This window comes from Streptomyces sp. NPDC002698 (assembly GCF_042888945.1).
GTDB lineage: Bacteria > Actinomycetota > Actinomycetes > Streptomycetales > Streptomycetaceae > Streptomyces.
In genome coordinates this window covers 37,174-50,716 of sequence record NZ_JBIAQM010000001.1, presented here as the reverse complement: position 1 = coordinate 50,716, position 13,543 = coordinate 37,174, and the positions used below count along the sequence as shown (strand labels likewise).

At 71.4% G+C, this 13,543-nt stretch carries 8 protein-coding genes; 1 reads left to right on the top strand and 7 read right to left on the bottom strand.

Annotated features, from left to right (window positions below):
- Positions 1-37 precede the first annotated feature (37 nt).
- The 5 genes from ACFYW9_RS00215 to ACFYW9_RS00195 all read right to left on the bottom strand — a co-directional run bounded on the left by ACFYW9_RS00215 (position 38) and on the right by ACFYW9_RS00195 (position 8,804).
- Positions 38-2,302, bottom strand: coding sequence for a galactose oxidase-like domain-containing protein (locus tag ACFYW9_RS00215; RefSeq protein WP_389143537.1), 2,265 nt, complete (start codon positions 2,300-2,302; stop codon positions 38-40).
- 143 nt (positions 2,303-2,445) lie between these two features.
- On the bottom strand, positions 2,446-3,651 hold the full coding sequence (locus ACFYW9_RS00210; RefSeq protein WP_389142641.1) for a glycosyltransferase: 1,206 nt from the start codon (positions 3,649-3,651) through the stop codon (positions 2,446-2,448).
- Positions 3,648-5,327, bottom strand: coding sequence for an ArnT family glycosyltransferase (locus ACFYW9_RS00205; protein WP_389142637.1), 1,680 nt, complete (start codon positions 5,325-5,327; stop codon positions 3,648-3,650). The genes ACFYW9_RS00210 and ACFYW9_RS00205 overlap by 4 nt, the downstream gene beginning before the upstream one ends.
- Positions 5,324-6,586, bottom strand: coding sequence for a glycosyltransferase (locus ACFYW9_RS00200; protein ID WP_326785811.1), 1,263 nt, complete (start codon positions 6,584-6,586; stop codon positions 5,324-5,326). The genes ACFYW9_RS00205 and ACFYW9_RS00200 overlap by 4 nt, the downstream gene beginning before the upstream one ends.
- A 181-nt stretch (positions 6,587-6,767) precedes the next feature.
- Positions 6,768-8,804 (bottom strand): thioredoxin domain-containing protein, encoded by a 2,037-nt coding sequence (locus ACFYW9_RS00195; RefSeq protein ID WP_389142632.1) that lies wholly within the window; start codon positions 8,802-8,804, stop codon positions 6,768-6,770.
- Positions 8,805-9,077: 273 nt separating this feature from the next.
- On the opposite strand from ACFYW9_RS00195, the gene ACFYW9_RS00190 reads away from it, so the two are divergent.
- Positions 9,078-12,272: a tetratricopeptide repeat protein gene (locus ACFYW9_RS00190; protein ID WP_389142629.1), complete on the top strand. Its 3,195-nt coding sequence runs from the start codon at positions 9,078-9,080 to the stop codon at positions 12,270-12,272.
- A gap of 144 nt (positions 12,273-12,416) precedes the next feature.
- Here the strand turns inward: ACFYW9_RS00190 and ACFYW9_RS00185 are convergent, their stop codons facing one another.
- On the bottom strand, positions 12,417-12,668 hold the full coding sequence (locus ACFYW9_RS00185) for a hypothetical protein (RefSeq protein WP_351858856.1): 252 nt from the start codon (positions 12,666-12,668) through the stop codon (positions 12,417-12,419).
- Positions 12,661-13,521 carry a mycothiol conjugate amidase Mca gene (gene mca / locus ACFYW9_RS00180; RefSeq protein WP_351859600.1) on the bottom strand — a complete coding sequence of 287 codons (861 nt, stop codon included), beginning with the start codon at positions 13,519-13,521 and terminating at the stop codon, positions 12,661-12,663. Before mca ends, ACFYW9_RS00185 begins: the two co-directional genes overlap by 8 nt.
- Between the last annotated feature and the right edge of the window lie 22 nt (positions 13,522-13,543).

Genomic DNA, 13,543 nt, shown 5'->3' with positions numbered 1-13,543 from the left:
CGGGGGCTGACCCCCGGCCCACAGCCCCGCTCCCGGCCTAACGCCTGATCAGATCCTTTTTCCCGCAGGCCAGCCCGTCCCCGCTGGGGTCGAGTCCGAGCGGATCGTCCTTGCCGTTGATCCTCAGCCGCCCGTAGTCGTTCTTCTTCAGCCAGGCGCAGCGGGAGACCGTCGTCTTCTTCACGCCCTCCGGGAAGACCGTCGGCACACAGACGTTGACCGTGCCGTAGTGGCGGTCGCAGCCCGAGACGGTCGTGGACACCTTCTGGGAGGTCCGCTTCCCGCCCGGCTCGGTGACCGCGCCCTCGGGTGAGTCGGCGAAGGCGTGGACGTGCGCCGAGGGGGTGTCCGCGGCGAGCGCGGACGGCCCCTGGAGATGCACCCACTTGGCCACCGACGGAACGCCGTTGGCGTCGACCGCGAAGAGCATGTACCAGCCGGGCGGCGCCATGTTGGGGTTGCTCGTCACATTGAGGTCGACGTTGTTGCCGTCCACGCTCAGCGGCAGGTCCACGAACCGCTGATTGGGGTCGGAGGAGTGGGTCACGGCGGCCGGCCGGATCAACTCCGCCTTCACGACGGGCCGGTCGACGGTGATGCGCTGCGTGTCCCCGTACACCCACTCGTTGTCGATCACCGAGGTGATCGTCGGGCGGGTGCCCTTGAGGAGGTACGGAGGGGTGTAGATGGACACGTTGTGGTTCCAGGTGCCGTTGCCCGGGTTGTCACCGGTGGCCATCACACGGCCGTCGGGCAGCAGGAACGCGGAGGAGTGGTAGCCGCGCGCCTCCGGGTCGGCGGCCACCGGGTCGAAGGCCGAGGTCGCCGGGTCGAAGAGCGACGCCTCGAAGACCGGGTCGGCACGGTTGTGCAGTCCGCCGCCCGTCTCCAGGACCTTCCCGTCGGGCAGCAGCACCGCCGAGACGTACATCTTGCCCTGGGCGCCGGTCTGGGCGACCTTGCCGTTGCCGAGGTCCACCGTGCCCTGCGGGATCGGCGGGCCCGTCGTGTACGCCGGGCTGGCGGCCTTGAGGTCGATGATGTCGGTGAGCCGGTTCGCGGCCGGGTTCGAGTCGATGTTGCCGCCGCCGAGGGTGAGGACCTTCTGGTCCTGCGCGGGAGGCAGCAGCACGCTCGCGGACTGGTCGCGCTCGTCCTTGTTCCGCAGGCCGGGGACCGCGGTCGTGGTGTTGGCGTCGTAGTCGTAGATCGCCGAGCCGGTGCCCGGGGTGCCGTTGCCGAAGACATGGCTGCCCGAGTAGAAGAGCCGGCCGTCCTGCATCAGGATCATCGACGGGTACAGACCCCAGAACGACCACGTCTGGTTGACCTGCCACAGCGGCAGCCACTGCTGCTGGGCGTTCGACCAGCGCTCGGCCGTCACCGAACCCGACGAGTCCTCGCGCAGACCGCCGAACGAGATGATGTCCCCGTTGCCCAGCTCGGTGGCCGACGGATACCAGTGACCGTCGTTGAGGTCGTTCGTCCTGCTGTACGTCTCGGTGACCGGGTCGAAGACGTACGAGTCCTTGTACCCCTCGTACCCGTGCCCGCCCACGACCGGGAAGGCCTTGTTGCCGCTCATCACCAGCACCCGCCCGTCGGCGAGCTGGACGTGCCCGGCGCAGAACATGTCCTTGGGGGTGGGGATCACCTTGTACGAGCCGGTCGCCGGGTTGTACACCGCCGACGTGAAGGTGCCCGCGGCGAAGTTCTCCTCGCTGTTCCCGGAGCCCGCGATCAGCAGCACCTTGCCGTTGCTGAGGACGACGGAGTGCATGGAGCGGACCGGGTTCTGCGTGGGCAGGACCGTCCACCTCCCGTTCGCGCACTCCTCGGCCGTGCCCGTGCAGGTGGCCGGCGGAACGGGGTCGGAGACCTGTTCCATCGTGTAGTCGTCGGTGGTCGCGGAGCCCGTGCCGTACACGGAGACACCCCAGGTGACACGGTCGGTGCCCGCCGGGACGGCCGGGGTGCGCACCGTCGCCCGCGTCCAGGCCGCCGCCATGTCCAGGGTCTTCAGGTCGGTCCAGTACTGCCAGCCCGCCGTGGTGTCGTGCCGGAAGAGCGTGATCGCCGCGTCGGGGGTCGTCGTTTTGTAGTGGAGCCCGAGGTCGTACTGCTTGCCCACGGTGACCACCGGCGCGCACGCGGCGGACTCGGTGATCAGCGCCTTGCGGTCACCGTCCACCCGGCGGGTCAGCGTCACCTTCATGGCCTTGGAGCCGGAATGGGCGTCGGTCACGGTCGCGAAGCTGAAGTCGTTGTCGCCCCAGCCGGACTTCTCCCAGCAGGACGGCATGCCGTCCGTGCCGTCGGTCTCGAAGCCCGGGTTCGTGACCAGGTTGGCGGCGGACGCGGGCTGCGGTGACACGAGCAGCAGTCCGGCGGCCAGACCTGTCACGGCCAGGAGTGACGTCCTGCGTCGTGGTCTCACCCGGAATCTCACACGGTCCTCCTCGCGGTACGGCCCCCGCGCCCGCTCTCGCGGCTGCGGCGCGGCAGATAGACCAGCGCTTCGGTGCCGGCGAAGCGCAGGACGAAGGTCGTCACCAGGGCCAGTGCCGTGGCGGACAGGGCGCCCATGCCGAAGCGGTCGACGAAGAGCGCGATCAGCGGGATGCGCAGCAGCAGGTCGGCGTTGGCGAGCAGCGCGAACCGGCCCACGCGGTCCCACCGGTTGCGGTGCCTGCGTCGCTCCCGGAACAGCAGATGCTCGATGAGCAGGAAGTTCCAGGCCACGCCGAGCTGGTTGGCGAGGACCTCCGCCGGTAGGTAGTGCAGTCCGGCGGCCGTGAGGGCGTACAGACCGAGCAGGTTCGGCACGAAGCCGGTGGCGCCGATCAGCCCGAAGACCACCATGCGGGCCACCGGCGAGGCGGTGCGCAGCCCGACGAGATGGCGCAGGAACCGGAAGCCCTCCCGCGCGCTCGACTTGGACTCTCCCGCGAAGCGGTCCTGGAAGACGAACGGCACCTCGGTGACCTGGCGGGGGCGGCTGCGTACGGCGAGTTCGAGCAGGATCTTGTAGCCGAGCGGCCGCAGGACCTCGGCGGTCACCGCGCTGCGCCGGATCGCGAAGAACCCGCTCATCGGATCGCTGATGCCCCGCAGCCTGCGTGGGAAGAGCGACTTGGTCAGCCAGGTCGCGCCGCGCGACACCGCGATCCGGTAGCCGCCCGCGAGCCCTTCCCGGCTGCCGCCCTTGATGTACCGGCTCGCGACCACGAGGCCCGCGTTCGCCCGCTCCCCCGAGGCGATCAACTCCGGTATCAGGGACGGCGGATGCTGGCAGTCCCCGTCCATGACGACGATCCACTGGGAGGTCGCCGCCTTCAGCCCCTCCACGACCGCGCCGCCGAGCCCGCCCTCGGGCGTCTCTCGGTGCAGCACGGTCACCGGGAACGGACAGTCCCGCGCCGCCTCGGTGATCACCTCGGGGGTGTCGTCGGTGGAGTCGTCCACGAAGACGACCTCGCAGGGCAGCCGGGCCGGCACCGACTCGGTGATCTGCCGCAGCAACTGCCGTATGTTCGCCGACTCGTTGAAGGTCGGTACGACGACGGTGACGGCGCCCGGCTCCGGGACCCCGGCGGCGCGTACGGCCGGATCGGCCAGTTCCTGCGGTGCGGTGCTCTCGAAGCCGCTCATCGATCGCCTCCGGAAGAACGGACGGTGGTGGCGGTGGTGGTGGTGGTGTCGCTGTCGTCGATCCGCCGGATCTCGACGCGGTCCTCGCCCCTGCCGAACGTGGCGACAGGCGTGGAGTGCTCCATCGCGGCCTTCACGTTCGGCAGGTCGGGCGCGTCACGCCGTACCGTCGGGGAGGCGACCACGTAGTCGAGGTCCTTCCAGCCCCGGGGCATCGTCCTGGTGACCGCGGGGTCGAGGTCGGCCTTGTAGAACCAGATGACGCCGAGGCCCGGCCGGTAGCCGTCGTGCACGAGGTCGAGCCAGAGCGCGTCGTCGACCAGGACCCGGGTGTCCCCGGGGTCCTTCACCTCGGTCCGCAGCCATGAGGAGGCCGCCCGGTAGGGGGCGTTGGCGTCGGCCGTCATGGCGGTGCGGTCACCGTCGTACCAGCGGGGCACGACATAGGCGCCCGCGGCCACCGCCAGCGCCGCGGCCAGCCCGCGCCGCCCCCAGGTCACATACGTCCGCTCCTGCTCGGTCCGCCGTCTGCGCAGCACGGCGTGGGCCACGCTCGCGGTGCCTCCGGCGAGGACGAGGGCGAGGAAGGGGAGCGCCTGGATCACGTACATCGCGGGCAGGTAGCCGCTCGGGCGCAGCGCCACCACGGCGAGGACGGCCACGGTGAGCGCGGGTCCGGCCAGGGCGCGGGCCGTCACCGACCAGCGGAAGGTGACCAGGAGCAGCAGCGCGCCCGCGAGTCCGCCGAGCGGCAGGATCCGGTCGTAGTACAGCCAGGAATGGAGGACCCCGTACGAGCCGGTGCCGCGTTCCAGGACGAATCCGGAGCCGGGGCGGCTCATCTGGTAGGTGATGCCCTCCCAGAGCGAGACATGTCCTCCGCCGGGGAACAACTCGCCTTTGAGCAGGGCGAAGAGCGGATACGCGGTGCCGATCAGCACGCATGCGGTGACGGCGCCGGTGAGCGCGAACTTGCGGGTGTCGCGGTGGCTGTGCCGCCACATCGTGACGAACAGCGCGGGCAGGATGACGAGCATCGTCTCCTTGGTCAGCACGGCGGCGGCGGCCGCGAGGCCCGCGCCGAAGTGGTGCCAGAGATGACGGCTCGGCGAGGCGGCCAGGCAGAACGCGAGCAGCGTCCACGTCACCGCGATGTTGTCGAGGAAGATCTCCCGCTGGAGCACGACCGAGAGCGGGGAGAGCCCGAAGAGGACCATCGCGAGCCCGGCCGCCCACCGCGGCAGCGACAGCCGGCGCGCCAGGACGTACAGCAGGACCGCGCTCACCGCGCTGACCACGAGCATCGCGAAGCGCATCGAGCCCACCGTCATCAGGGACGGGCTGATGTGCGCGGGGATCCAGGTCAGCAGGGCTATCTGGATCCAGCCGAGCGGCGGATGGTCGTACCAGTACGTGTAGTGGGCCAGGCCCTTGCCGTGCTGGACGGCCCAGGCCTGGGCGAGGTAGGTGCCCTCGTCGTCGCTGAGGGCCGGATAGGCGGAGATGTTCCAGCCCTGCACGAGGAGGATCGCCGTGAGCAGCGCCGCGCACAGGATCAGATCGGCGCGCGAGCTGCGAAATCTCGGTGCCGCGATGAGCGCCGGGACGGTTTTGGGCGCGGGAGGCCGCTGCGCGGGGACCGTGGGTGTGGTCGCCGCGGGAAGGGTGGAGGTCACGCGGGAACGTCCTCTCGGATCGCGTCGGTGAGATGCGCGCCGACGTGACTGGTCAACTCCCAGTCGTTGCGGCCGCGTTGCTCACGCCAGACGGCGCGCACGGCGGCACCCGCCAGCAGCACCTGGTAGAAGGGGCCGCCGACGACGAGCTTCAGGTAGTGCACGAAGCGCACGCGAAGCCCGTACTGCTTGCCGAAGTCGTGCAGCCCGACGAGTTCGAAGACGAAGGTGACCAGGGCGGTCACGGCCGGCAGGAACGTGACGAAGGCGATCCCGACGGGCACGTCGAGGAAGAGGGCGACCGCCACGTTGAGCGGGATGATCACCCCGGAGACCGCCTGGAGGTACGGCGTCATCAGCGTGTAGCGGGCGAGCAGCCGCTGCCCGAAGGTGGGCAGCTGTCTCCAGTCGCGCTTGCGGTAGACCTGGAGGAAGCCCTGGTTCCACCGGGTGCGCTGTTTGAGCAGCGACACGAGCGAGCCGGGAGTCTCCTCCTTGGTCACCATGTCGGAGTCGTACGCGACGACGACCTTCTTGCCGACGCTGGACAGGCGTACGCCCAGGTCGCAGTCCTCCGCCAGGCAGTCGGGGTCCCATCCGCCGGCCTCCCGCAGGACCTCCGTCCGTACGAAGACGGTGTTGCCGCCGAGCGGTATGAACCCCTTCTGCGCGTGCAGATGAAGGCGCGAGCGGAACCAGAAGAAGTACTCCAGGCAGTTGCGCAGGCTGTACCAGCTGGAGTGGAAGTTGATGAGCTGCACCCCGCCCTGGACGACGTCCGCTCCCGTCGTGCGGAACGCGTGGTCGACGTGGGCCAGCAGCTCCGGATGCACCTGGTCCTCGGCGTCGAAGACCCCGACCACATCGCCGCGGCAGTGCGGCAGGGCCGTGTTCATGGCCTTCGGCTTGTTCTTCGTCTCGTGGTGGTCGACCACGACCCGCACCCGCGGATCGCGCGCCTCCGCGCTCCGGGCCACCTCCGCGGTCTCCGGGTCGTCGTGACCCACGATCACGACGATCTCGAAGTCGGTGTGGCCGGATTCCAGCAGGCGCTGGATGGTGTGGTCGAGCACCGCCTGCTCGTGCCGCGCGGGCAGCAGCAGCGAGAAGGACAGGCTCTCGCCCCCGTCCGGACTGCTGAACCGGGTGGAAGCCAGCACTTCGGGCGTACGCCACGCGTGCATCTGCCACCACAGGGTGAAGGCCGCCATGCAGAAGAGCGCCAGTGAAACGGCAGTGATGAAGACAGACGTCAGCAACAGATCCCCCCAGATCCCCGAACCCCCGTCGTGACAGCGCGTCATGGCTGTCACGACCCCACGCAGAAGCTATGGGTGATCTGTGAAGGACACGGGTTGCCCCGATGAAGAGCGTGTTTCATCACGCTCGGTCAAATTGCCGAACAAACCGCTCTCTGGGGGCGTTTGGACCGGTTGGGGGTTACGCGTTTCGGCCGTTCAGGACCGCGCGAAGCCGGTCGGGATCGGTCGTCGGGACGTCGCAGACGAAGTTACGGCAGACGTACGCGGCCGGCTTCCCGTCCACCAGCGGGCGGCCCGCGAGCAGCGGCAGCTCCTCACTCTCCGGCACCCCCACCGCCACGACGGCCCCCGGCGCGGTGCCCATGAGTGCCGCACGCCGCAAGGCCGTCGTGGCCGGATCGTCCGCCCCGCCCACCACCGCGACCTCCCGGGGGCCGTCGAGCAGCGCCTCGGCCACCGCGAGCCCCCACCCGATGAAACGAGGCGCCCGGGGACCCAGCGCCCTCACCACGCCGAGCGCCCGCTCGGCGGCGGTGCGATGGGGTTCCGCGCCGGTCTGCGCGCTGTACGACAGCAGCGCCCCGGCCGCCGCGCTCCACCCCGAGGGCGTCGCGTTGTCGGTGGGGTCCTGCGGGCGGCGGATCAGCCGCTCGGCGTCGGCCGCCGTGTCGTACAGCGCACCCGACTCGGCGTCCGTGAACTGCACGAGGACGTGGTCGAGCAGGAACCCGGCGAACTCCAGCCAGACCCCTTCCCCGGTCACGGACGTCAGCGCGAGGAAACCCTCGGCGACGTCCGCGTAGTCCTCCAGCACCCCCGCGTGGGCCCCGGCCCGGCCGTCCTTGCTGGTACGGACAAGGCGCGCCCGGTCGTCCATGTGCAGCCGTACGAGGAGGTCGGCGGCGCCGATCGCGGCCTCCACCAGGTCGGGGCGGCCGAAGTAGGCGCCGGTCTCCGCCAGGGCGGCCACCGCGAGCCCGTTCCAGGCGGCGACCACCTTGTCGTCGCGCCCCGGGGCGGGCCGCCCGGCCCGCGCCGCGAGCAGCCGATCCCGTACCGAGGCGAGCCTCTCGGCGTCGACGACCCCTTCCTGCTGCGGCAGTTGGAGCACGGAGGCCCCTTCCTCGAAGGTGCCCTCCTCGGTGACCCCGAAGTACCGCGCCGCGAACTCGGCGTCCGCGTCCCCGAGCACCTCACGCAACTGCGCCGGCGTCCACACGTAGTACGCGCCCTCGACGTGCCTGCCGGTGCCGTCCTCGCTGTCGGCATCGAGCGCCGAGGCGAACCCGCCCTCGTCGGTGCGGAGTTCGCGCACCAGGAAGTCCGCCGTCTCCAGCGCGACCCGCCGCGCGAGCTCGGACCCGGTGGAACGCCAGAGATGGGCGTAGACCCGGCAGAGGAGGGCGTTGTCGTAGAGCATTTTTTCGAAGTGGGGGATCACCCAGTCCCGGTCGACGGAATAGCGGGCGAATCCGCCGCCGAGCTGGTCGTAGAGACCGCCGCGCGCCATCCGTTCACAGGTGTCCACGGCCATCTGGAGCGCGCCCTCGGAACCGGTCCGCGCGTGGTGGCGCAGCAGGAACTCGATCACCATGGACGGCGGGAACTTGGGCGCACCGCCGAATCCGCCGCGCGCCGCGTCGTAGTCCCGGGTGAGCCCGAGCAGCGCGCCGGCCAGCTCCTCCTCGCCCGGCACCCGGCTGTCCCCGAAGGACATCTCCCGCTCGGCGAGATCCCGCGTGATCTTCCCGGCGACCTCGGCGACCTCGTCCCGCCGGTCGCTCCAGGCGGTCGACACACCCTCCAGCACCTGCCGGAAGGAGGCCATGCCGTGGCGCGGCTCGGGCGGGAAGTAGGTGCCGAAGTAGAAGGGCTCGGCGTCCGGGGTGAGGAACACGGTCATCGGCCAGCCGCCCTGCCCGGTCGCCGCCTGCACCGCCTCCATGTAGACGGCGTCGACGTCCGGCCGTTCCTCGCGGTCGACCTTGACGCTGACGAAGTGCTCGTTCAGATAGGCGGCCGTCGCCTCGTCCTCGAAGGACTCGTGGGCCATGACATGACACCAGTGGCAGCTGCTGTACCCGACGCTCAGCAGAACGGGCCGGTTGGTTCTGCGGGCCTCGTCGAAGGCCTCGGCCGACCACGGCCACCAGTCGACGGGGTTGTCGGCGTGCTGGAGCAGATACGGGGACGTCTCATGGGCCAGTCGGTTCACCCTGCCACTCTCCCACGGCGTCCGGGACGGCGGAGAAGCGCAGGTACGCCGGGCGTGGCCCGCCGGGGACATCTTCACGAAGCCGGCCGTACCGGTCCGCGGGCGCCCGGTGTCCGCGGACGGGACGCGGGAGCCGGATCCCGTGCCGCCGCTGGGGCCGGCCCCGGAGCCGGGCACACGCGATCGCGGCGAATGATCGACGCCCCCTCGCGTTCGCGTCCCGGCCGAAGGACACTCGTAGGCCAGGGAGTTGCTGCCGGAGGGGGACGTGACATGCGGGACGGCCATCGGGTGGAGGCCGAGCGGCTGTTGGTCCGGGCCGTCGAGGAGGAGGTGCGCCGCTCAGGGGGGCGTGCGGACGGGACCGCGTTACTGTCCCGGGCCCGGGCCTCGCTCGACGCGATGGCGGAGACGGCCGCCGAGGAGTACACGGCGTACACACGGGCGCTGGACGAGTCCGCGGCCGGACGGCAGACCTTCGGGCAGCGGTTCGCCCGCGAGGGATCCGGAACTCCCCTGCTGGTGGCCGCGGTCGGCGCGCTCGCCGCCGTCGCCTGCGACCTGGCCCTCGGCACCGGCGCCGGCACGGCCGTCGGCACCGGGGCGACGGTGGCCGTGGCGGGCGCGACCGCCACCGTCCTCAGGGTGACGGCCTCGCACGTACCCGCCGCGAGCCGCCGCGCCGGAGCCCTGGGGCAGCCCGGCGGCCCCGAGCAGCTGCGCCTCCAGTGGCTGACGGCCCTGGAGGTACGGGGCATCCGGCCGTTCCTCGACCAGCAGCGGGTGCTCAGCGCCACCACCGGCGCCAAGAAGGGCGCCCCCCAGCTGCGGCGCACCGACAAGAGCGCGGCCGCCCGCCGGCGCAGCGTGCTGGAGCAGTCGTTCGGTCAGCTCCCGGAACAGGAAGGCCCGTTCACCGGGCGCCGTGCGGAACTGTCGCGGATCGCGCAGTGGGTTCACGCGGCCCGCGCGAGCACGGAGACGAGACCGACGGTCGTCGTGCTGCACGGCGCCCCCGGCTCCGGCCGCAGCACCCTCGCGGTCCGGGCGGCGCACGCCCTCAAGGACCAGTTCCGCGGCGCGTGCGTGGTCGACCTGCGCAGCGACAGCCCGGACGATCCGCCGCTCACCACCCGCGACGCGCTCCTCCACCTGCTGAACCGGCTGGGCGCCCCGCGCGAACAGCTCCTCTTCCGCGAGCGCTCCTCGCAGGACCAGCAGGTCAAGCGGCTGAGCGAGCTGTACCACCAGCATCTGACCGGCCTGCCCGTGACGATCGTGCTGGACGACGCGAGCGACGCCGAGCAGGTACGCACCCTGGTCCCCGAGCGCTCCGAGAGCCTGGTCCTGGTGACCGCGCGCAAACCCCTCGACCTGTCCGCCGGTCTCTCGGCCTGGGTGCACCAGCTCCCCGTGGAGGCACTGGACGCGGCGGGCTCCGAGGAGCTGCTGAGCGCGGCGGCCCAGGACGCCTCCGGCCCGTACGACGCCGAATCCTCCGACCGGATACGGGAGTTGTGCGGCGGTCTGCCGCTGGCGCTGCGGGTGGCGGGCTCCTCGCTCGGCCCCCGCACCCCGCGCGCCCTCGCCGGCGACCTCGCGGCCTACGGCCCGGTGGAGCCCGTGGAGCGGGTGCTGTGGCTGCGCTACACGGACCAGTCGGACACGGCGCGCCGGCTGCTGCGCCGGCTGGCCCTGGCCGGCCGGGCCTCGCTGGGCGCGGCGGCGGCGGCGTCCCTGCTCGCCACGGACGAACCCGAGGCCGTCCGTCATCTGACCGCGCTGTCCCGGGCGGGTCTGATCGACCACGTGCGCGGCAGCCGCTACCGCCTGCACGATCTCGTGCGGACCTTCGCGGCGGCCCGCCTCCTCGACGAGGAGGAGGCCTCGGAGCGCACGGCGGCGCAGGAGCGGCTGATCGTGAACTACGCGGAACTCGCCGACTCGGTGATCCGCCTGGTGGACGGCAGGACGTCGACGCGCGCCGACCGGTTCGGGCCGCAGGGCTTCACCTCCCTGGACGCCGCGCTGCGCTGGCTGGACGACGAGTCGAGCTTCATCACGGCGGCCCTGCGGCACGCGGAGGGGGTGGACCAGGCGGCGGTGCTCCATCTGCTGGGCGCCCTGTGCGACTACTGCCTGCTGCGCGGCGACCTGTACCGGCTGGGCGAGATCAGCGAGCTGACCCAGGCCGTCGACCAGGGGCTCCTGGTCCGCTCGGTGCAGTGGCGCACCGGTATCGCGGCCCGCCAGCTCGGCGAGCTGGACAAGGCGCGGACGACCCTGGCCGCGGTGGTGGATCTCTATTTCGAGGCCCATCACGACGCGGGGGCCGCGAGGGCGCTGTGCTCCCTCGGCATCACGCTGCACCACCAGGGCGGCCTCGTCGAGGCGGCGGCCAAGCTCCAGGAGGCGATGGACCTTCAGGCCTCACCCGAGCTGGCGGCCGACCGCGCCTGGACGATGCACGCGCTCGCGGCGGTGGAGCGCGACCGGTCCCGGCTCGGCCAGGCACTGGGCCTCCTCACCGAGGCCCTGGTCCTGCACCGCGAGAGCGGTTCGGTCCACGGCGAGGCCTGGGCCCACTTCCAGCTCGGCCAGCTCGGGCTGCGGATGGGCGACGTACCGCGCGCGGAGCGTGAACTGCGCGAGGCGCTCGATCTGTACGGCCGTACGCGCGACGCCCGTGGGGAGGCCTGGGCGCTCACTCAGCTCGCCCGCGCGAGACTCGTCGAGGGCGACCCCTCCGCCGCGGTCGACGGGCTGCGCCAGGCGGCCTCCCGGCACCGCGAGAACGAGGACGCGCGCGGCGAGGCCTGGACGGTGTACTACCTGGGCCAGTCCCTGGAGGAGACCGGCAACCTGGACCAGGCGGTGCGGGAGCTGGAGCGGTCGAGGACGATGTTCTCGCGCATGCGGGACGTCTACGGGCTGGCCTGCGCCCGTCACCACTCCGCCCGCGTGACCCGCGACCAGCGCGCCGCGCAGACGGGCTCCCTGCGGAACTCGGGCTTCGCCCGCCAGCTCCTCGTCGACGCCCGCGCGGACTTCCAGCGCATCGGGGTGGCTCACGGCGAGGCGTGGACCTGCCTGGAACTCGCCGTCGTCGACGCGGGCAACGCCCGTACCCAGCAGGCGCTGTCGCTGTGCGACGAGGCCACCGGTCTGTTCGCCTCGTACGGCGACCGGCGCGGGGAGGACTGGGCCCGCTTCCTGCGCTGCACGCTGCTCCCCTACGCGGCGCCGGGCGGTCACGAGGTGGGTGCCGCGGTGGCCCTGGAGGAGCTGTCGCAGCTCTCGCGGGCCGGCCACGACACCCGCGACGGCAGGCTGGACGACTTCATCGAGGCGTACCGGCTGCTGCTGGAGCGGGGCGTGGACCTGGACGCCGGCTGGCAGGCCTGGCGGCTGGGCATGGTGCCGGGACGGCACGCCCGCGAGGTGATGGGCGTGCCCGTGACGATGTGACGTGACCACGACGTGAGGCGGCCGCCTCGGGCACACGCCGGAGCGGCCGGCCAGGCCTCCGGATGGAGTTCCGGCCGGGTTCCGGGCGCGCGCCGGAGCCCGGCGTGTGCCCTGAGGGCCTCACACCGGGGTGCCGGTCATCGCTCAGCCCTTCGCGGGAGCGGTCTTCCCGCCGGTGCCGGAGCCGTCGGCGGACGCCGCCTCGTTCTCGGGGTCCTGCTCGAAGGAGACCTTGCCCATGTGACGGTTCATGGACTTCATCAGGCCCCAGACGGCCAGGGCCATCACCGCGAAGACGATGAAGCCGAGGACGCCGGGGGTGACCTTGTTCTCGTCGACCTCCTTGGCGAGGGGGACGAGGTGCGTCAGTGCCAGGCTTGCGCTCATGTCAGGCATTGTCGCGGATGCCCGCAAAGAGGTCGTCCTCGGGGAGGGATGTGTCCACGAGGGACTTCGCGAGCTCGTACTCCTCGGTCGGCCAGACCTCCCGCTGGATGTCCATGGGGACCTTGAACCAGCCGCCGTCCGGGTCGATCTGCGTGGCGTGCGCGATCAGCGCCTTGTCACGGATCTCGAAGAAGTCCGCGCACGGAACGTGCGTGGTCAGCGTGCGCTCGGTGCGCTCGAACTCGCTCCAGCGCTTCAGCCAGTCCCCGTAGGGCGACTCCATCCCGCGGTCCAGGAGCGCGTGGTGCAGGGCCTCGGTGCGCGGCCGGTTGAAGCCCTGGTTGTAGTACAGCTTCCGCGGCTGGAACGCCGGCCCGAACTCGGACTCCGGGTACTTCTCGGTGTCCGTCGCGCCCTCGAAGGCCACCATCGAGATCTTGTGGGTCATGATGTGGTCGGGGTGCGGGTAGCCACCGTTCTCGTCGTACGTGGTGATCACCTGCGGGCGGAACGAGCGGATCTGCTTGACCAGCTCGCCGGCCGCCTTGTCGACGTCCTCCAGGGCGAAGCAGCCCTCGGGCAGCGGCGGCAGCGGGTCGCCCTCGGGCAGACCGGAGTCGACGAAGCCGAGCCACTCCTGCTTGACGCCGAGGATCTCGCGGGCCTCGTCCATCTCCTTCTTGCGTACCTCGTGGATGTTCTCCTCGATGTACTTGTCGCCCTGAAGCTTGGGATTGAGGATGGAGCCGCGCTCCCCGCCCGTGCAGGTCACGACCAGCACGTCCACCCCCTCGGACACGTACTTCGCCATGGTGGCCGCACCCTTGCTCGACTCGTCGTCGGGGTGGGCGTGCACGGCCATCAGTCGCAGCTGGTCAGTCAAG

Excerpts from the sequence above, each read along its gene's own strand:
- mca (WP_351859600.1), bottom strand. The coding sequence starts at position 13,521 with ATGGCCGTGCACGCCCACCCCGACGACGAGTCGAGCAAGGGTGCGGCC.
- ACFYW9_RS00185 (WP_351858856.1), bottom strand. The coding sequence starts at position 12,668 with ATGCCTGACATGAGCGCAAGCCTGGCACTGACGCACCTCGTCCCCCTC.
- ACFYW9_RS00215 (WP_389143537.1), bottom strand. The coding sequence starts at position 2,302 with ATGCCGTCCTGCTGGGAGAAGTCCGGCTGGGGCGACAACGACTTCAGC.
- ACFYW9_RS00190 (WP_389142629.1), top strand. The coding sequence starts at position 9,078 with ATGCGGGACGGCCATCGGGTGGAGGCCGAGCGGCTGTTGGTCCGGGCC.
- ACFYW9_RS00210 (WP_389142641.1), bottom strand. The coding sequence starts at position 3,651 with ATGAGCGGCTTCGAGAGCACCGCACCGCAGGAACTGGCCGATCCGGCC.